Raw genomic sequence first — 20,436 nt, 5'->3', positions numbered from 1 at the left:
CATGAAAATGTTTATTACAGGTTTAATGACAGCAATACTTGTCGGGTGTGCAGGATCAAAGACACCTTCAACCCCTGTATCCAGTAATGAAAAAATTGACTTCGCCAAGGGCTTGGCTTTAAAAGATGACAAGCGTGAAGCTGCTGATATTGCAGTCTATCGGCAAAAGTTGGATAAACTTAAAACATTATGTTTTGAATCCGAAGATAAATTGGCGGGAATGATTTACGCGAATGCGAAGCAGAATAAAGCGGCTGGATTCGATTGGTCTACAAATATAGATACTTTAAATTCCTACATACAAATGGCCGAGTCAGGATTTGAACGTAAGCCAGGGAGTTGTTTAGAGATTTATTCGCGACTTAAAGAAGATTAACAAGCATAGCATCTAGTGAGTCAAATCAATAAATGATTAAAGGGTTTTTAACCTATTACTCACTGTATAAAGAGTTTAATATTCCAATTTAGCTTATAAGCTAAACGCTTATTTATGTGATTTTTTACCATTTTTACCAAACTTTTTGTTTATCCTTCTCGCCAACCTATAAATAATTGCTTTTGACCATTAAATTAAGAAGTAAAGGAGGGTAAAAAACCCCCTTTTTTTTAACTTCTAATTTTGTGAACTATCTTGAGAGAATTTTTTATTAACAGTTCTAATGTCTTCTCCATTAGAGGCTGTGGCTGTCATCAGATAGTTAGCCGTGTTATTGACAAAGGGAACACGCCACTCGAAAGTTCCATCAGATTTGAGTGTAAGATTACGACCATCAATCGTAACTTTTGCACCTGGTTGAGTAGCCCCATGAATAATTAATTCAGTGTCTGTTACTAACCAGAAGTCTGCACTAGGACGACTGAAAATACGAATAGTACCAGAACGGGCTAAACACAACCAGCGATCGCCATTAATAACATAACCAATTTCTGTCATGTAATCGCGATCGCCCAGAGGAATAGCCACATAGCGATCGTCCACAGCTTCTTCACATTCATATTGTTGTATTAGCTGGGGAATTTCATAACTAAGATCCATATCTGTGACATCGTATAGACGCACAGCTAAAAGAATACTAGCTTGTTTTTGCAGCACTTCCTTTTCAGTTTCAGGAACATACCAAGAAACATAAGCCCATTTAGGAGTTCTAGGTGTGAAAACAATACTACTGTCACCACTCACATCTAATAAACTAATAATTTCTGTGGTTTTGCTTTCTTCTAGTAACTCTAATTGGGGATTGCTTGAAATTTCATCAATACTAGCAATTAAAGCATCATTTTCATTTGTGGCTAGGATATCACTTGCTGCTGGTAATTCCTGAAATAATTCTTCTACCAAACCTTCGTTGATTTCAGTTTCATTACTACCACTCAACAGTTCAATTAAAGCATCACTTTCATTTGTGGCTAGGATATCACCTCCTGCTGGTAATTCCTCAGATACTTCTTCTACCAAACCTTCGTTGATTTCAAGTTCATTACTACCACTCAAAAGTTCATTTGTGGCTAAAATATCACCTGTTGTTGGTAATTCCTCAAATACTTCCTCTGTCGAATCGCCTTTAATTTCAGGTTCATGATTACCACTCAAAAGTTCATTTGTGGCTAAAATATCACCTGTTGTTGGTAATTCCTCAAATACTTCTTCTAGCAAACCGTCGTTGATTTCAGTTTTATTACTACCACTCAAAAGTTCATTTGTGGCTAAAATATCACCTGCTGCTGGTAATTCCTCAGATACTTCTTCTGTCGAATCGCCTTTGATTTGAGTCTTACTTGTTAACGAATACCATAACTCTTTTAACTTATCTGGTAACTTAGAATCAGAAATTGTTATTTCATCTATCGGTATTTCCAATTCAGACCCATCATCTAGTACATCAATAAATTCTGATAGCGAATTTGTCGAATCACCAGTTAATTCTACCTCTGAAGTTGTCAAATCATCATTAGATGCTTCTGTTAGCATATCAATCAAATCTAACAATGACGTAACGGAATCATTTGCTGGTACTTCTAATCCTATATCCGGTGACTCTGCGGATGAATTAGTGAGATTATTCTCACCTACTTCTAATCCTATATCTGGTAAGTCTGGGGATGAATTAGTAGTATTTTCTTCAAGTAATACAACTGATGAACTTAGTAATTCTGACAATGAAATAGTTGAATTATTTGAAGTCGATTCTACTGGTGAATCCAATAGCTTTGATAACGAAATACTGGAATTATTTTGAGCTAATGCTGCTGGTGCATCGAGTAATTCTGATAACGAAATACTGGAATTATCTGTTAATCTTTCTCCATTAACTGCATCATTTTGAATTTGGGAATAGTGAGAATTAGGAACAACCACTGGTGCTTCGGTGTCCCATACTACTTCGCCACAATCAAGAGTAATGTTATCAGTAGCAATATCAAGATTGCTTATTTGTTCTGGTTTACTATCTGCTAAAGTTGTATTGTTAGTTGATTCAGATTTACTATTATTTGAAGGTGATTGGTAATTAATTTCTGTTGGCTTGATTTCTTTATTTGGCACATTAGAAGTGGGCGCTTGTAATGAATTATTTGTTTGATTAAGCTGGCGTTTTCCACCAAATAACCAAGGTATAGACCCAACAAACCCAGATATTAAAATAGCAGGAAATAGCATCCAAATTGGTACATTTTCTTCTAACAAAGGGTTATTGTTGATAGCATTCATCAACTCAGGCTCATTCCCAGAACTATCTTGACTAGGTGTTTTATTGGTTTTTTCGTTAGTAGGATAGTTCGATTGAGACATTGGTGTTGATTCTGTTTCTTGGGAAGAAGTAGTTGCTACAGATGTGTTTTCATTGGTTATCGTATTGGAATTTACCTGAGTAAAACTTTGCAATGTCATAGTAGAGATAGCAGCAGCTTCATCTTTTCTACCTGACTCTATTGCCTTTTTTCCTGGGGATGCGAGAGTGTACCCTAAAAAACTCGTTACTTTTGGGCTAGGATTTTTTTTGTAAACGTAAACCAAAGGTTGGGTAAAAGGATATGTAGAATCATTGGGATGAGTTTGATCGATCTTGATCACTCGGACATTTACTAATTGGGATACTTGATTAGCGATCGCATAGCTAATACCGTCTTTCCCTAACTGTTGAATAATTTTACCAATGTCATTATCAGCTATTTGTATAGCATTAGAACCTGTGGCAAATTCAGCAGTTTTAAAAACTGGGTATGGACGAAAATTATTCCGAGTTTCGCTGGTTGGAGGATGATCTATAAACCGGATCTTACCCGCAGTTCCTCCCAATTCTGACCAATCTGTAATTTCTCCTCGAAAGATTTTAGCGAATTGTGTACTCGTTAAAGTTCCTTTGAAAGGATTGTTTGCACCTACAATGATGGCGATCTTTTCGCGGTGTAAAAGGATTTGTTCTAGACCTTGCTCTTTTTCCTCTGGGGTTAGTCCCCGGGCGATCGTTGCCACATCTATTTTGCCATCTAGCAAATATTTCAGCGCCACATCAGTATCATTATACCCAACTTCTACTTTCGTCCCAGGGAATTGTTGCTCAAATTCGGTTTTTAGGCTTTGATTGATTGCTAACAGGTTAATAGAACCATCAATTTGTACGACAGTTCCCTTTTCCACGGTTTCCGGTAATGGAAAGGTAGGATTGTTAGCTGCATGAACCATCAAAGGTGCTGATATCAAGAAACTAACTGCCATTGGGGTTGTAGCTAAGGCCAGCCATAAACCCAGACTAAGAATTGCACTATCTTTTTTCTCTTGTTGCCACATAAATCCCTTATCAATATCAAGGAAATTGCCAGCCTATCTTTACTCAAGATGTTCTCTCTCTGTAAGAGATAGACTAATTATACAACTTTGATATATTTATCCAAGTTACCAAAGTGACTAAGGATAAATATAAACTTCAGTGTAGTCTATCGAATATGCTAGTAATATTAGTCGATAATTGATTTTTGTGATTATTTGACAATAAATTTACCGTGTTTCTAATTTATAAAGATTTATGAATAATCACTCATTTCCCCAAAGTTAAATTATTTCCCATACCTTGCACCCACACCCATTAATTTCAGGAATTACGGAAGATTAACGTATTCTCGTCATTGTGAGGCTTCCGTAACAATCTCAAACCCTGATGTTTCGTATCCCATGCGTAACTCGTGTATGTAAATAAAAGTACGAGGGTATTGCTCTGCCCTTCTTCTATTCCAATACTTCTCGGTTAAGGAGTGTAGAGACGTTCCATGGGTAGGGATTCTCGTCCCTACAGGGGTTTTCGGCTCACAAATTTGTTTAACCGAGCAGTATTGTCTTCTATTCTTCTTCCTGACTCCTGACTCCTGACTCCTGACTCCTAACCAAAAGATTTTTATGCAAGTCCTACTTAGTGCGTAAGTCATAGCAACTTAGATTATGATCTCATATAGAAGATAGTCTTTTACCTTTGAGATATCCAGTTTAGATTTATGACCAATATCTACACCGTAGAAATTACCCACCAAAAGCAAATCCACACTTTGCAAGTCCCGGAAAATGAAACTATTTTATCAGTGGCAGAAGCTGCTGGGTTAGATTTCCCTGCTTCTTGTCATGCTGGGGTTTGTACAACTTGTGCTGGTCAAATTACCCAGGGAAAAGTAGATCAAAGTGAGGGTATGGGTGTCAGTCTAGAATTACAAGAACAAGGCTATGTATTGCTTTGCATTGCTAAACCGCTTTCTGATTTAAAAATTGAAACAGAAAAAGAAGACGTAGTTTATCAGTTGCAATTTGGTAAAAAATAGTTAAAAAAGGAGGGATAGAGACTGAATTATGGTATTTCATTTTAATTCTCCATCCTTGCTATGATTAAATCATCAATACGCAAAATTTAGTGCCATGACTACCCATTTTATAACCGCAGAAATTGATCTCCAAGAAACGCCCACAGAATTACAACAAGCAATAGAGACAGAATTGAAAAAACAAGGTGAAGCACTCCGTTGGGCAATTACTTCTGTAGATGAGGAACAGCAAAAGGCAACTGTGGAAGCGGTTGTAACTACAGTCAGCGTGGAGTGAATATTGGGGATTTGCCCTGAGATTCTATGCAACGCCCATATACAGCCATTTTAATGATACCCACGGGGATTGGGGCAGCTATTGGCGGTTATGCCGGAGACGGTTTGCCAATAGCTAAATTAATTTCACAGGTGTGCGATCGCTTAATTACTCATCCCAATGTCTTAAATGCTGCTAGTTTATACTGGAATATCCCCAATGCTTTCTATGTAGAAGGTTATGGTCTTGACAAATTCGCGGCTGGAGAATGGGGTTTACGTCCTGTTCATGGTAACAGAGTTGGGTTACTTTTAGACCAGGGCATTGAACCAGAATTAATGTTGCGACATCTGCAAACAGCCGATGCAGCTAGGGCAACTCTAGGGTTGACGGTGACAAAACCTGTAATTACCGATGCACCCTTAAACGTGGAATTGCGTACATCTCCATCTGGTGTAAGTTGGGGGACAATTGGCAACCCAGATAGTTTATTAAGGGCAGCCGAGAAATTGATTACAAAAGAGAAAGCAACAGCGATCGCTGTAGTTGCCCGGTTTCCTGATAACATAGATCCACAGGCAGCCCAAAACTACCGACATGGTAAAGGCGTAGATCCCCTAGCAGGTGCAGAAGCAGTAATTAGTCATTTATTAGTGCGAACATTTCAAATACCTTGCGCCCATGCTCCCGCCCTTGCTCCATCACCTGTTGATCCTCACTTGTCCCCTCGTTCAGCCGCCGAAGAACTGGGTTACACCTTTCTACCCTGTGTTCTAGTTGGCTTGAGTAATGCCCCCCAATTTATTGTCAAAAAAGAACTTACCAATTCTTTAGCAATAGATATTTGGGCAGATCAAGTTGATGCTGCGATCGCCCCCGCAAATGCCTGTGGTAGCAGTGCCTTACTCAGTTTAAGCCAACAGCAATGTCAAATAATTACAGTGACAGAAAATCAAACTCTCATAGAAGTTTCTGCTTCAGCATTGGGGATAAAATCCATTCAGGTAAACTCCTATTTAGAAGCTGTAGGTGTCTTGCTTGCTCATAAAGCCAACATTAATCTATCTGCTATTAGTCCACGTTATGGATTGTAGATCAAAATTTCTCATATTTTTTCTGTATCCTCAGTTCCAAATCCTTAAATACTCGTGATTGAAAAACAAAACCAAGAACCAGAAATCCCCTATTTAACACGCATCCAAATCCTTGTGGCTATGGGTGTAACAGCCATAATTTTGTGGATTATTGCCAAGTTGTGGTTACGCTTTGACAATATTATTTTATTTGAATGGCACTGGTATACAAGAGATGTATTTTTAGGACTTGGGTTAGGTGTAACAATCACAGTTTTAAGTGGTTTAGCCTATCGTTTGATTCCCCGCTATCGTCAAAGCGCAAATTATTATTTAGAACTCGTACTCAAGCCTTTAGCCTTACCAGATTTGATTTGGCTAGGATTGCTACCAGGATTAAGTGAAGAATTATTATTTCGGGGAGTAATGTTGCCAGCTTTAGGTGGTAATCATTTAGCTGTCGTTATCTCAAGTTTATGCTTTGGTGTTTTACATTTGAGTGGTGCAGAACAATGGCCTTACGTGGTTTGGGCAACAATTATCGGCATTATTTTAGGATATAGCGCCCTATTTAGTGGTAATTTATTAGTACCCATTGTTGCCCATATTGTCACCAATATATTATCTAGCTATTGGTGGAAAATACAGCAGAAATAGATATAAGAACCCAGGAGTCAGGAGTCAGGAGTCAGAATATTTATGAAATCAGGAGTAGAGAGAAGTTAGATTTTCTCGAAATCATCATATTGGAATCGAAAAGCTTTTATTAGTCTGAGATCCTGAATACTTATACTAAATCTATAGCCTTTCTTCGTCTAATGAAGTACAAAATTATCTGCTTTCATCTGCGTCCATCTGCGTTTAATTATTACTGCTTGTACATCACTTAAATGGGAATTGCTATAATGAATGTAAAACTCCAGTCCGAAAAAGATAATCTACAGGTAAAACCCGATTTAAAAATAGATAAAGAATCAGAAAAAGAAGAAATTCTATGTTCTCATTGTCAACGGACTGCTACAAACGGTATTAAATGTAAAGGTATTTGTGTAGCTGATAATAACTATTGAGACAGATTTAAAAATAAAAATTTTAACTGGTTCGTAATCAGCATTTGAGCCACCATTACGAACCAGAATTAAATTCTCTTTTCTCTCTACTGCCAAACGTAGATAAGCAGAAATAAGACAATCCAAATTACATCAACAAAGTGCCAAAACAACGAAGTTGCATTTACACCATAGTGACCGTTATCGTAATTTCCAGGAATGAAAGAACGCAATAAAATAATTGACTGCAACAGAATACCGGTGAAAACGTGCAAACCGTGAAACCCTGTCAGTAAATAGAACATTCCACCAAATACACCATCCGTAAAGCCAAATTCTAATTCACTCCATTCCACAGCTTGTCCATACAAAAAGTAACTGCCCATCAGCATTGTAGCGCCAAGAAATAGGCGGAATTGTTGTAAATTATCGCGTTTGAGAGCTACTTCTGCTAAGTAAATCACAAAACTACTAGCAACCAGAACCACCGTGTTAATCGCAGGTGCTACAATTTCCAGCCCTGAAACTTCCGCAGGTAGCCAGTTAACCGTTGTAGTTTTGTAGATAAAATATCCAGCGAAAAAACTTAGAAAAATGACACTTTCGGATAAGAGAAAAACAATAAAACCAAACATTTTATTGCCTTCTTCATCATGTTCATGTTCCTCTGTACTGTGATGTAACTCATCGGGGTTAATGGAACTATCCATTGGTTAAATTCTCCTTAATTAGAGTTTCGCGCAAAGTCGCAAAGAAGAAAAGATTTTATTCCTCTGTGTTCTCTGCGTCCTCTGCGGTTCGTTATTCTTGAGAAGCGATTAAAGGCTCAGACTTGCCATAACCGTAAGGTTCACTAATCACAATCGGAATTTCTTCAAAATTCTCTACAGGTGGTGGAGAAGAAATTGTCCACTCCAAACCGATCGCTCTCCAAGGATTATTAGATGCTTTTTCACCTTGCATCCAAGAAATCAACATATTGAAAATGAAAGGCAAAGTAGACATCCCTAACAAGAAAGCACCAAGACTGGCCACAACATTCCAGCCAGTGTACTCTGGTGCATAGGAAGCAACCCGACGTAACATCCCTTGTAAACCTAAAGGGTGCATGGGCAAAAAGTTGAGGTTAGTACCAATAAAAGCTAACCAAAAGTGAATTTGTCCCCAACCTTCCGAATACATCCGGCCAGTCATTTTAGGGAACCAATGATAGATGGCTGCATACATCCCCATCGTCACTGTTCCGTAAAGAACATAATGGAAATGACCAACTACAAAATAGGTGTTGTTAACGTGAATATCCACCGGCACAGAAGAAAGCATAATGCCGGTAATACCAGCAAAAACAAACATGATCAACCCACCCAAAGCGAATAACATCGGCGTGGTTAAACGCAATTTTCCGCCCCAGATAGTTGCTACCCAAGCAAATACCTTAATCCCTGTGGGGATTGAAACAAACATGGTAGTTAACATGAAAATCAACCGCATCCAACCAGGAGTACCACTGGCGTACATATGGTGTACCCAGACGATCGCACTCACAACGGCGATTAACATCGAAGAAACAGCCACGACTTTGTAGCCGAACAAAGGCTTGCGGGAATAAACAGGGAATATCTCCGAAAAAATCCCAAACACAGGCAGAATAATCACATACACCGCCGGATGGGAATAAAACCAGAAATAATGCTGGAACATCACTGGATTCCCGCCTTTACTGGGGTCAAAAAAGGCAGTACCCACAGTTAAATCTAGCAACAGCATCACCGCGCCAGCCGTTAAAGCCGGAAGTCCAAATAATTGGATAATTTGGGCGCTAAATACAGCCCAAACAAATAGGGGCATTCTAAAGAAACCCATCCCAGGAGCGCGCATTTTGACGATAGTGGTGACAAAGTTCACAGCCCCCATAATCGAGGACACACCGGAAATCGCCACCGCTAAAAGCCAAAGAACCTGACCGTTAATTAAATGACCTGTGGGGTTTTGCAAACTGACAGGGGGATAAGACCACCAACCAGCTTGGGCGGGTCCACCGGGAACGAAAAAGCTACTCATCAGGAGGATTCCCACCACGGGAACCATCCAAAAAGCGACGGCGTTGAGGCGAGGAAAAGCCATATCTCGCGCCCCAATCATCAAGGGTACGAGATAGTTAGCTAGACCAACTAGAGAGGGAAATGTCCACAGGAACAGCATGACAGTTCCGTGCATGGTGAACATTCCGTTGTATACGGTGCGATCTACCAAATCTGATTCTGGGGTGATCAGTTCTCCCCGGAGAATCATGGCGAAGATACCACCAACGAGGAAAAACAGAAAGGAGGTAACGAGGTATTGAATCCCAATTACCTTGTGGTCTGTACTAAACGTGAAATATTCTTTCCAGCCAGTTGGTGAGTGATGTTGTTCACCAGGGCTGTTAACGGCGATATTAGTCATCTTTTTAACCGGGGAAATTAACTAAAGGAGGTGCGGCGGGTTTAACAGTTTCCCAACCGGTTTTGAGATTGCGACTAGCTGCTTGGGCATATTCTGATGCAGCTTGATTAGGTGCGGGTGTAGGGATGTGGGTAGCAGCTTTGTCCAACCACTCGTGATAATTGGTGGAATCTTCCACAATCACGTTTGCTTGCATGGTGGCAAAATATGTACCGCTATACTGAGAATCGGTAAGACTATATTTACCGTTGCGGATTGGAGTAAATTCAAAATCAATAGCCCGACCAGGAATTATATCTTGTTTGAGACGGAAAGCGGGGATGTAGAAACCGTGGAGTACATCTTCTGATTCTAGAATTAGACGAACACGGCGATCGCTAGGTAAATGCAATTCTGTACTGGTGACATTGTTTTCTGGGTAATGGAAAACCCAAGCCCATTGTTTAGCCAGGACATTAATCTTTTCCACAGATTCCTCTGCATTTTCCCCTGGTGCTTCTTCTGGGGATGCGGCATAGGCTGAAGCCATCTGCATGGGATTATGCAGGTGTAGCAATTCATTAGGCCCTTGAATCGCCATTTGTTCATAAACTTGGTAACTGTAAGTAGCAATCCACAAAACCAACATAATGGGGATAGCAGTCCAAACAACTTCCAGAGTCACATTACCTTCAATGTGGGGTCCATCATTCAAATCATAAGATTTAGCGCGATGGAAAGTAATGGAATACAAAAGAGTGCTGGTAACACCCAAAAAGATAAAAGCACCTAAAGTTACCAAAAAGCTAAACAAATCATCAATCAACACAGATTCGGCTGCGGCTTGGGGGGGAAGCCAAGAATAAGCACTTTTACCGATCGCCATACTAATTAAACCAATAACGATCGCCCCCGTGGATATAGTCAAAAAATTGACAATTTGCCGGATATTCATAACTTCCTTCTTCTTCCTTTTTCTTCCCGTTCTTAGCGTCTATCCCTACGGGAGGCTTTGCCAACGCGGTTCACTAAATCCGTACCCTTCCAACACAAAGGAAGTATTTCTGATCTCGACATTCCGAGTTCAAAGCCTGAAGTTCTGAGTTCAAAGCCTGAAATTCCGAGTTCAAAGCCTGAAGTTCCGAGTTCAAAGCCTGAAGTTCCGAGTTCAAAGCCTGAAATTCCGAGTTCAAAGCCTGAAGTTCCGAGTTCAAAGCCTGAAGTTCCGAGTTCAAAGCCTGAAGTTCCGAGTTCAAAGCCTGAAGTTCCGAGTTTGTTACCTAATTCTTATTACCCAGCACAGTATTAACGTCTTCACCCAAACGCAACAAACTATCAGCCGTATTATGAACACCAAACTCGGCGGCTAATTGCGCTCCCAAAGTGCCATGAATGTACATCACAAACATGATTGTCAAACCTGCCAATATATAACTCCATTGCACTTCTTGATCTTCGTCTTTGTAGGAAACATAACGTTGCCAACCGCGCCAAAAAGTCATGCCCACAATTAGGGCTAAAAGTACAAGACCTCCCATACCATGCCACATCATAGTTTCCATCGCCTTTAGACCCCAAGCACTTTTAATATCAGATGCGGGAGTTGCTAAAAACATTTCATAAAAACCAGCCGCTACCGTGGCAAAAGTAATGGTAGATGAACCAACCATGTTGTACCAACCAACATCAAATAATTGGGCGCGTTTTACAGAAATGCCCAAATATTTAAATGCCCACATTTCTAAGGGGAATAGCATACCAACGATATCGAAGGTAATACCAATAATGAATAAACCCAAGGTTAAATGGACTAAATTGGGGTGAATGGGAATGGTGTAAGGAAGACCATTTGCACCAAGTTGAATATTTAATTGAGTCACTAATTCTGGGTTCATGGTAGAAGTCCATCCTTTACTGCTTCGACAACTGGTACAGTGTGTAATCCGTACACCCATACGAGTTGATCACCGAGATAGACTTGAAAGCCAACAATTAGGGTTAAACCCAGGGCTGCGGCGATGTAATGAATTGGCAATCTTTGAGGATCGCGGGTGCGGAGAACATAACGCCAAGCGGTAATTGTGGCAATGATTCCCGACAGTGACCAACCGATGAGGGTGTGGTAATTTAGGACTGATTTAACTAGGTCGTAGGGTTGAGATAAACCAGCTTCAAATTGACCAAAGATAATGGCGACAAAGATAGCGATCGTTGCCACAAACATATTCCACCAACTCACTTCAAATAAGTTAGTTTTCCCGGTTAAAAAGCCAATTAAATCACAAAATACTGCGAATAAAATCATCGCAATTACAAAGTGAACCACAATTGGATGAATCGTATCGGGATAAGGCAAGTTATGGTCATTCAATGAAGTTAAATACTTCAGCATTGTATTCTCCTAGACATATTGATTGCTGCTCAGTGGCACTTTAATAATTTCTACATACCCGCTTATATTGTTACACCTCAACAAGTCTTGAAGAATATCTGTGTGAGGCTATACAATAAAGCAGATTAGAGCCTTTTGTATTTATGAAAATGATCTAGGGTTAACTCATTTCCTCATACCAATCATCAGCAACGGCAATCATTGATGTAGCTAAATTTAATCGCTGTTGTGAGTCCGATTTACTAACCCTACCTTTAGGTTAAGTAAATTTTTGTGAATTGTCAAAAAACTAAAAGTAAAACTTTTAGAATTAGAGAACAAGGCGGTAACTGCACTTATCTAGCCACACTTGCTTCATTTAAATATTATTAAGTTAAAAGCAAAAGTTTTGATGTCTACTACCGTACATTTAACAATTATTTTTTTGTCATTAAAATCACAGAAGTTTATTTGATTGAGGATAATGGCGTTAATATAGCGATCGCTCTCACTGAATCACTTTTATTACAGGCAGCAAAACACCGTCAACAGGACAGGTAATTATTACAAAATGTATCATCATCCAATCTAAAAACTCGCAATCATGATACAGTTAGCACAGCAACTCGGTTCTGATGAAAAACACCCATCAGAGGTAACGGGGAAAGCTTGGTGTGAATCCAGCACTGTCCCGCAGCTGTAATGAGACATAACTCTCAAAGTCAGAATGCCCGCCGAAAATCAACATCAACTATATCCATCTGCGAGGCACAGATGATTAAAATCATGAATCTTTCAATCAAAATTAATCGGTTTACCTCCATAAAGACTCTACAAATTGGAGATATCCAATACACATCCAAGAACTTTCACCAGATATCTAACTTAAATTGCTAGTTAGATTAATTAAGATTAATCAGAACCTAAAAATTACTAATCATCTCAGTCAAATACAGTCAGTAAATCTTCAAACCTGTAGACACAGGATTTGCCTAACTTTGATTGTATTCCATCAGTAATCGTGCAAAATCAATTCGACCTTTCACAAAAAGAACAGAAAAAATTGCGGTGATTTTTTGTTTCTTCTAAAAATGTGGAATAGATATCAATACTGTTCGGTTAAAGATTTTTGTAGCAACCCAACAAATGCTTATAAATCTTAGGTTATGCCTTCCCTTTCACACGCTTTGCGAACATCCAGTGTCCTGGAGGGATAAGTTTCATCACTCCGCAACCCTGATGGGAACAACCCAAGCACCAACAAGTATTGGCTAATAATCTGCTTTTCCAACTTATTCTTACATATTTTTCAATCAATGTCCAATCAAAAACATAGTCTATTTGTCTGCACAACTTGTGGTAGTCAATGGCAAGACGGTAAAAGAATTGGTCAAAGTCAAGGTGAACAACTACTACAACAGCTTCAAAAACTTGCAAAACATAGCGACTTGCATGATCAATTCTGCATTCAGGGGGTTGAATGTATGAGTGCTTGTAGTCATGCTTGTATCATTGCTTTTGCCGCACCAGCAAAATTCACCTATCTTTTTGGTGATTTAACCGTAGATATAAGTACATCTGCAATATTAGAATGTGCCAGTCAATACTATGCTAAAGCAGATGGTTTGCTGCCTTGGTCAGAACGGCCAGAACCCTTGAAAAAAGGTATTTTAGCCAAGATTCCCCCTCTCAATAAGTGGGCAAATTTAAGCGTCAGTTGTTGTTAATTAATAGATATCTCCAGAAAAGAATGTAAAAACGTTCCATTGAACCCCTCTACAAGGTCTCCAGATAACGCATATTGAATTTTCGGAGATATCTATTGCCATTTTAGACCATTCATGCGAGAATGATTACAATTCTCATTCAAGTCCTATTGTCGTAATCTCCTCCTAAAGAGACTGCAACTTTTTCATGACCGAATTTTTAGTTATCCAGGTGTTTAGATCAAAAAATGTCTACTAATTTATTTGCGAAAGTGGGAATTAAAATTGTTGCATCTAGTGTAACTATCTCCTTGGGTATATTGTTTGAGAATTACAAAGTTATGGGAGTAGAAAATTTACAACCAGTCGCAATACAAATTACTCAAAATCCTCCAGAAACCACAGCAGAAAAAGAAGCTGACATTGAAATAAACGTCATTGATAAACTATTAAATGAACCTGTTTTTTCACCCTTCCGTCAAGAAGGAACAGTTAAAGATTCCACCCGTCCAATTTATGTAATTACAGGTGAAGAAATGGAGGCACAAGGTGCTAGAACCATAAGAGAAGCACTCAAATTTCTGCCTGGTATATTAGGTGATGGTACAGTTGGCACAGAAGTTAATGCTTTAAGTGGTCAATTCATTCGTGGTTCTAATACAGGTCAAGTATTAATATTACTTGATGGTAGACCAATTAATAATGCAGGAAGTGGTGGTTTTGATCTTTCAGAATTTACAACCAATAATATTCAAAGAGTTGAAGTATTACCAGGAGGAGGTTCAACTCTTTACGGTTCTGATGCAATTGGGGGAGTAATTAATATTATTACCCGTCGTCCCACAGAGAAAATTACTACAGAAGCTAAAGTCAATTTAGGTGCTTATGGATTGAACCAACAGAGTATTCAAAATAGCGGCAAAAAAGATGATATCTCTTGGGTTATAGGTTACAACCGTACCCAAGCAGAAAATAATTATCCTTTTTCTATTCCCGAAGCTAATTTTTCAGGAACTCGAGAAAATAATGATGCACTTTATAACAATTTTAATCTCAAATTAGAAGCAGATTTAGGAAAACGGAATACCCTCAGTTTCTCGACTTTATACTTAAATAAAGAACAGGGAGTACCGGGAGGAGTTCCAATTCCTTTTCCAGTCAATGGACAAGGTTTCTTTAATTCACTCACAGATAAAAATCGTAAATACACAGATCAAATCTTGAGTGATTTAACCTGGAATTTAAAACTAGGAGATGGGGATGATTCTTTATTAACAGCAAGAATTTATGGTGATTTTTTGAACACTCGTTTTGATCCTAGTGGTTCAAGTCGGTTTGAGACTAACCAAACTTCCTACGGGATTCAAACCACACACAATTGGAACTTTGCTAAAGACCAAAATTTAGTTTATGGCTTTGACTATCGCACTGTCAATGTTCGCAATACTTCCTTTAGCTATTCTACTAATCAAGAAAGATTAAACTACGATAATGATATTAATCAAGGAGCCTTATTTGCCAAATACGAAGTAGCCTTAATCCCTAAATTAACTGTTAATTTAGGCTTACGTCAAGACTTTAGCAGCCTGGTAAATGGTTCAGTCACATCCCCATCTGTAGGAACAAAATTTGCTGTTTCTGAATCAACTACTTTAAGAGCAAACTACATCAAAAATTTCCGCGTTCCTACCATTGCTAACTTATTTAATGTCAATCCTAGCAATATTGGCAACCCAGAACTTAAACCAGAAAGAGGTGATAGTTATGATATTGGCATTGACCAAAAACTTGGTAATATTGGCTTACTAAGATTAACATTTTTCAAAAATAATGTATCCGATACAATAGCCTTTAAGCGACTGACACCACCAGTAAATGGTAATACAGGAACTTGGGAAAATATTGGCTTAGTGGAAACCACAGGAATTGAAGCTACATTGAATTTGCAGCTTGCCAAAAACATTTATAGCTTCATCAATTATACTGCAAATGATCCACGCATTTTAAAAAGTTCCAATTCCGCAGAAATTGACAAAGAATTGCGGTTTGCAGGTGCAGATAAATTAAATTTAGGAGTTTCCTATGAAAATCCTCAAGGTTTGTATTTGGGTTTATTAATGAATTCCTTAAATGGATATCCTACCAATAATATCAATACAGAATTTTTATCTGGTTATACCACCTTTGATTTTAAAATTCGCGTACCTTTAACTGATAAACTGGTAGTTACAGGTAGCCTAGAAAATCTCTTTAATCAGCGTTATCAATTGTTTCCAGGTTTTCCAGACGGAGGTAGAGGATTTCAACTTGGTTTTAGTGCTATGTTTTAATATTGTTTTCTCACGCAGAATTTTAGAGAGTTATGAGTTATATAAATCTCACAGTTAATGTCTCTTGTAGGGTGCGTCAGACAGAATAATTTAGGCTAAAATCACTAATTTTAAGTTTCTGACGCACCTTATTTCACTAAAAAAGCACAAAAGTTTAATACAAGGAAGGTATTTTATGGCTGATTTTAATTGTTGGGTAACACCAGTAAATGAAAAAACAATTGAAGCGACGGGGAGTAATTGGCAAATTGAATATGAATTTTTTGATTGTCAAGGTGATATCCTTGCTTGTTTGGTATATACTTTATTTCAGCAAAATTGGCATCAAGTCGGTTTAGGACACCTGGAACAAGGTAGTGTTTTAGAATTGGAATTTCACGAAGCGCCTAAAAAATGTGTTCTCTATGATGGATATTTAACTGTAATTACTAGAGATTGGCATTTCCATTTATGTATCGAAGAAACTTTAGGAGGACCTAATGCAGAAACTTCTATCGAAGTAAGACAACAACGTTTGATTAATAAGGGTGCATTTTATCGACGGATAAATCCAGAGGGAGAACCCAGGAGTTGGGGTATTCAATTTTGGAATGGTGCTGGTGAAAAAGCTATGACAATATTTTTACCTAATCCCTATGTAGAGGATGAAAATTTGCTTCCTGAAGGTAAGGGAGATTTTACAAAATTAGATTTTTATCAGGAACTTAGAGATATTTATGTATTAGGTAAAAAACCAATTCCTTTTACTAAAAACCCTCTCAAATGTGCCTATCTTGCAGTTTGTACATCTGGACGTTGTTATCCTTCTCGAAAATGGCAACCTACTTTTGATGCTTTAAAATCAGCCATTGAAAAAGCGGAATTAGATTTGGAAGTTAGAACAAGTGGTTGTTTACAAGTTTGTAAGTTGGGTCCTGTTGTTTATCATTCTACTGATAGAACTTGGTATAGTCGTGTTAAGCCGGAAGTTGCAGAAAGAATTGTACAGGAACATTTAGTAGAGGGGAATAAGGTTGTTGAATATATATATCCTTAGTTGGTGTTTTTTTAGGGTTATTTTTTCACGCAGAGGCGCGGAGGCACAGAGAGAATTAAGAACAATATGGAAAATGATTTTTCTATTTCAGTTGTTTTTAGTTGTTGTTTCTTGTCAAGGTTCTAAAAATAGTCCGGTTGTTAGTTCAGTTGATAATAGCTGTGTTCAAAGTTATGATGCTAATGTTGATTATTTTCCCAATAAGGTGAAGGTTACTCATGCAATGGGCTTTGCAGTTGAATACTATAACAACTATAAAGTCGTGACGATTAAAAATCCTTGGAAAGATGCTAAAACGGGGTTTAAATATGTTTTGGTTCAATGCGGTACACCAATACCACAAGGGTTTGAAGAATCTCAGATATTTACTACACCTGTAAATTCTGTGATTTCTCTTTCTACAACTCATTTACCACATTTTGCTAAATTAAACCTTGTTGATAAGTTAATTGGTGTTAGCGATATCAAGCAAGTAACTACAGCAGAGTTTATTGATAGAATCAAAGCTGGTAGTGTGGTATCTGTTGGGAATAATTCTAGTGTTAATGTCGAGAAAATTTTAGAACTTAATCCTGAATTAATTACCACTTTTGGTACTGGAAATAAACAAATTGACAGTTTTCCTAAACTGTTAGAAGCTGGATTAAAAGTAGCGATAAATGCTGAATATATGGAAGATACACCACTGGGAAGAAGTGAATGGTTGAAATTTACTGCTTTATTTTTTAATAAAGAGGAAGAGTCCGAAAAGATATTTGCTGAAATTGCCAATAAGTATGAAGATATCGTTGTTAAAGCTAAAGCTGTTAAAAAACGTCCAACTGTTTTTGTAGGATTCAATTTTAAAGGGACTTGGTATACACCTGGTGGTAACAGTTATGTTGCTAAATATCTCGCTGACGCAGGAGCAAATTATCTCTGGAGTGAGGATAAATCATCTGGTAGTTTACCTATATCTTTTGAAACTGTTTTTGAACGTGCTGCTAATGCCGATTATTGGTTGAATTTTAGACAATCTTGGAATAATTCCAAAGATGTCATTATTGAAGATAATCGCTATGGTGATTTTAAGGCTTTCAAAAAAGGAAATCTTTATAATAACAACGCTCGTATTAATGCTAATGGTGGTAATGATTACTGGCAAAGTGGTATTAGTAATCCAGATGTAGTTTTATCTGATTTGATTAAAATACTTCATCCAGAAATATTACCCAACCATCAACTATTTTACTACCAAAAACTTACTCAATAATGTTAAGTGCAAAATCTAAAAATTTAACCTCTCTACCACAACAAAAGGTTGTTCCTGGAATCAGAACTCTAATTTTTTTAATTTTACTACTAGGTTTATTCTTAGTATTTCTACTAGATTTAGCTTTAGGTGCTGTGGATATTCCGATTAATCAAGTAATCACGATTTTGCTGGGACAAGAAGGAGAAAAAACAACATGGACAAGTATTATTTTCAAGTTTCGTTTACCTAAAGCCTTAACCGCAATTTTAGCAGGTGCGGCTTTAGGGGTGAGTGGGTTACAAATGCAAACCCTATTTAAAAATCCTTTAGCTGGTCCATTTGTATTAGGAATTAGTTCTGGTGCAAGTTTAGGAGTAGCATTACTTTTATTAACTGTAAGCACAACTGCACCGACATTATTAACTAATCTAGGAATAATTAGTGATTTTAGTTTAGTTATAGCTGCGAGTTTTGGTGCAGCATCAGTATTAGGGTTGATGTTAGTTGTTTCTCGTCGGGTGCAAGACACAATGACGCTGTTAATTTTAGGTTTATTGTTTGGATATGCGACAAGTGCAATAGTGAGTATTCTGTTGCAATTTAGTTCAAAAGAACGTATTCAAAGTTATATAATGTGGACTTTTGGCAGTTTCACCGGGGTAACTTGGCAACAATTAGCTATCTTAACCCCAGTTATCTGTTCAGGTTTATTAATAGCCTTGCTACAATCAAAGTCTCTCAATGCACTTTTATTAGGTGAATCTTATGCACGCAGTTTAGGATTAACGGTGCAGAAAACCAGGTTTGTTGTTATTAGCAGTGCATCAATATTAGCAGGAGCGATTACTGCTTTTTGTGGTCCAATAGCATTTTTAGGTGTAGCGATTCCTCATCTTTGTCGCAGTGTTTTCAATACTTCAGATCATCGAGTATTAACCCCTGGTGTTATAATTATGGGTGCTATTTTAGCTTTGTTTGCTGATTTATTTTCCCAAATTCTGATCAATCAAATGGTTTTACCTTTAAATGCTATTACTGCTTTGATAGGAACTCCCGTTGTTACTTGGGTAATTCTACAACGTAATTCAAAAAAATCTTTTCCGTCATGAGTAACTCAATTCTGACAACTTACAATCTGAATATAGGTTACAAGACATCCCAAAAGACTATTCGTAATATTGCATCTAATATTTGTGTTTCTTTGCAAGCAGGAGAATTGGTTTGTTTACTAGGACATAATGGTTCTGGTAAATCTACTTTATTGCGAACTTTGGCGGGAATGCAACCACCACTTGCTGGGGAGGTTAGACTTTTAGACCATGATATTTACAAATTACCACCACAAGAATTAGCAAAACGTTTGAGTTTGGTATTGACGGAAAAAATTGATGTGGGAATGTTATCGGCTTATGCTTTGGTGACAATGGGAAGATATCCTTATACTGACTGGTGGGGAAAGTTAACATCTAAAGATGAAGATATAATTAATTGGTCGATAAAATCTGTGGGAGCGGTAAATCTAGCACAACGCAATGTTAGCGAATTAAGTGATGGTGAAAGACAAAAAATCATGATTGCTCGTGCTTTAGCACAGTCTCCTATTGTGATGTTATTGGATGAACCAACAGCATTTTTAGATTTACCACGCCGGGTAGAGATTATGCAATTGTTGCGTCAATTAGCGCAGGATACAAATCAAGCCATTTTGCTTTCTACCCATGATTTAGACTTAGCTTTACGTCTTGCTGATAAAGTTTGGTTATTGGGAAATAATGGTATTTTACACGTTGGCGCACCAGAAGATTTGATATTAAATGGTACATTTACTGATATTTTTCGCAGTGAAGGTGTGGAATTTGATATATTTTCTGGGGAATTTCATCTACATATACCATACAAAGGAGAGGTTAATTTAATAGGTGAAGGTATTGCAGCTATTTGGACTATTCGGGCTTTAAAAAGAGTTGGATTTATAGTTATACAAGATGATAAAAATACACAAATTACGGTAGAGGTGATATCTGCTTCTAAAGTAGTTTTTTGGCGAATTACAAATAGTCAGTCTGTGTCTATACTTCATTCGTTGTATGAAGTGATTAAATTTTTGCATTGTTTATAAAACCCACATTCCGCACTTCAAAATGTACTATACCC

At 37.8% G+C, this 20,436-nt stretch carries 18 protein-coding genes and 1 riboswitch; of the genes, 12 read left to right on the top strand and 6 right to left on the bottom strand.

Annotated elements, in window-relative coordinates:
* Position 1: 1 nt before the first annotated feature.
* Positions 2 to 376: a hypothetical protein gene (locus VB711_RS07525; protein WP_323285212.1), complete on the top strand. Its 375-nt coding sequence runs from the start codon at positions 2 to 4 to the stop codon at positions 374 to 376.
* 237 nt (positions 377 to 613) lie between these two features.
* Here VB711_RS07525 and VB711_RS07520 read toward each other — a convergent pair whose 3' ends face one another.
* The gene (locus VB711_RS07520; protein WP_323285211.1) at positions 614 to 3,787 is read right to left on the bottom strand and encodes a substrate-binding domain-containing protein; all 3,174 of its coding nucleotides are present in this window, start codon (positions 3,785 to 3,787) and stop codon (positions 614 to 616) included.
* Positions 3,788 to 4,485: 698 nt separating this feature from the next.
* On the opposite strand from VB711_RS07520, the gene VB711_RS07515 reads away from it, so the two are divergent.
* From VB711_RS07515 to VB711_RS07495, 5 genes are all read left to right on the top strand, one after another.
* Positions 4,486 to 4,803, top strand: a complete 318-nt coding sequence (locus tag VB711_RS07515) for a 2Fe-2S iron-sulfur cluster-binding protein (RefSeq protein ID WP_323285210.1) — start codon at positions 4,486 to 4,488, stop codon at positions 4,801 to 4,803.
* Between the two features lie 94 nt (positions 4,804 to 4,897).
* Positions 4,898 to 5,080, top strand: coding sequence for a hypothetical protein (locus VB711_RS07510; protein WP_323285208.1), 183 nt, complete (start codon positions 4,898 to 4,900; stop codon positions 5,078 to 5,080).
* Positions 5,081 to 5,106: 26 nt separating this feature from the next.
* Positions 5,107 to 6,153, top strand: coding sequence for a DUF3326 domain-containing protein (locus VB711_RS07505; RefSeq protein ID WP_323285207.1), 1,047 nt, complete (start codon positions 5,107 to 5,109; stop codon positions 6,151 to 6,153).
* A gap of 54 nt (positions 6,154 to 6,207) precedes the next feature.
* Positions 6,208 to 6,789, top strand: coding sequence for a CPBP family intramembrane glutamic endopeptidase (locus tag VB711_RS07500; RefSeq protein ID WP_323285206.1), 582 nt, complete (start codon positions 6,208 to 6,210; stop codon positions 6,787 to 6,789).
* Between the two features lie 248 nt (positions 6,790 to 7,037).
* On the top strand, positions 7,038 to 7,202 hold the full coding sequence (locus tag VB711_RS07495) for a hypothetical protein (RefSeq protein ID WP_323285205.1): 165 nt from the start codon (positions 7,038 to 7,040) through the stop codon (positions 7,200 to 7,202).
* Between the two features lie 86 nt (positions 7,203 to 7,288).
* On the opposite strand, the gene VB711_RS07490 is transcribed toward VB711_RS07495, so the two are convergent.
* From VB711_RS07490 to VB711_RS07470, 5 genes are all read right to left on the bottom strand, one after another.
* The gene (locus VB711_RS07490; RefSeq protein ID WP_323285204.1) at positions 7,289 to 7,891 is read right to left on the bottom strand and encodes a heme-copper oxidase subunit III; all 603 of its coding nucleotides are present in this window, start codon (positions 7,889 to 7,891) and stop codon (positions 7,289 to 7,291) included.
* Between the two features lie 91 nt (positions 7,892 to 7,982).
* Positions 7,983 to 9,626, bottom strand: a complete 1,644-nt coding sequence (gene ctaD / locus VB711_RS07485; protein ID WP_323285203.1) for a cytochrome c oxidase subunit I — start codon at positions 9,624 to 9,626, stop codon at positions 7,983 to 7,985.
* Between the two features lie 4 nt (positions 9,627 to 9,630).
* Complete coding sequence (locus VB711_RS07480; RefSeq protein WP_323285202.1) at positions 9,631 to 10,560, bottom strand: cytochrome c oxidase subunit II; 930 nt, start codon at positions 10,558 to 10,560, stop codon at positions 9,631 to 9,633.
* 325 nt (positions 10,561 to 10,885) lie between these two features.
* Positions 10,886 to 11,500, bottom strand: a complete 615-nt coding sequence (locus VB711_RS07475; protein WP_323285201.1) for a DUF2231 domain-containing protein — start codon at positions 11,498 to 11,500, stop codon at positions 10,886 to 10,888.
* Positions 11,497 to 11,997, bottom strand: coding sequence for a DUF2231 domain-containing protein (locus VB711_RS07470; protein WP_323285200.1), 501 nt, complete (start codon positions 11,995 to 11,997; stop codon positions 11,497 to 11,499). The genes VB711_RS07475 and VB711_RS07470 overlap by 4 nt, the downstream gene beginning before the upstream one ends.
* Before the next feature lie 589 nt (positions 11,998 to 12,586).
* Positions 12,587 to 12,730, top strand: a riboswitch (cobalamin riboswitch).
* Positions 12,731 to 13,292: 562 nt separating this feature from the next.
* On the opposite strand from VB711_RS07470, the gene VB711_RS07465 reads away from it, so the two are divergent.
* The 6 genes from VB711_RS07465 (at position 13,293) to VB711_RS07440 (ending at position 20,401) form a co-directional block, all read left to right on the top strand.
* A complete protein-coding gene (locus tag VB711_RS07465; RefSeq protein ID WP_323285199.1) occupies positions 13,293 to 13,703 on the top strand; it encodes a DUF1636 family protein in 411 nt (136 codons plus the stop codon).
* Between the two features lie 227 nt (positions 13,704 to 13,930).
* Positions 13,931 to 16,012, top strand: a complete 2,082-nt coding sequence (locus VB711_RS07460) for a TonB-dependent receptor (protein WP_323285198.1) — start codon at positions 13,931 to 13,933, stop codon at positions 16,010 to 16,012.
* 175 nt (positions 16,013 to 16,187) lie between these two features.
* Positions 16,188 to 17,048: a (2Fe-2S) ferredoxin domain-containing protein gene (locus VB711_RS07455; RefSeq protein WP_323285197.1), complete on the top strand. Its 861-nt coding sequence runs from the start codon at positions 16,188 to 16,190 to the stop codon at positions 17,046 to 17,048.
* 73 nt (positions 17,049 to 17,121) lie between these two features.
* Positions 17,122 to 18,300, top strand: a complete 1,179-nt coding sequence (locus VB711_RS07450) for an ABC transporter substrate-binding protein (RefSeq protein ID WP_323285195.1) — start codon at positions 17,122 to 17,124, stop codon at positions 18,298 to 18,300.
* Entirely contained in the window at positions 18,300 to 19,391 is a 1,092-nt protein-coding gene (locus tag VB711_RS07445) for an iron ABC transporter permease (RefSeq protein ID WP_323285194.1), read from the top strand. Before VB711_RS07450 ends, VB711_RS07445 begins: the two co-directional genes overlap by 1 nt.
* Positions 19,388 to 20,401, top strand: a complete 1,014-nt coding sequence (locus tag VB711_RS07440; protein WP_323285193.1) for an ABC transporter ATP-binding protein — start codon at positions 19,388 to 19,390, stop codon at positions 20,399 to 20,401. The genes VB711_RS07445 and VB711_RS07440 overlap by 4 nt, the downstream gene beginning before the upstream one ends.
* Positions 20,402 to 20,436: the final 35 nt, after the last annotated feature.

The sequence above is a fragment of the Cronbergia sp. UHCC 0137 genome (assembly GCF_034932285.1).
In the GTDB taxonomy this organism is placed as follows: domain Bacteria; phylum Cyanobacteriota; class Cyanobacteriia; order Cyanobacteriales; family Nostocaceae; genus Cronbergia.
This window is presented reverse-complemented; position numbering and strand designations above follow the sequence as displayed.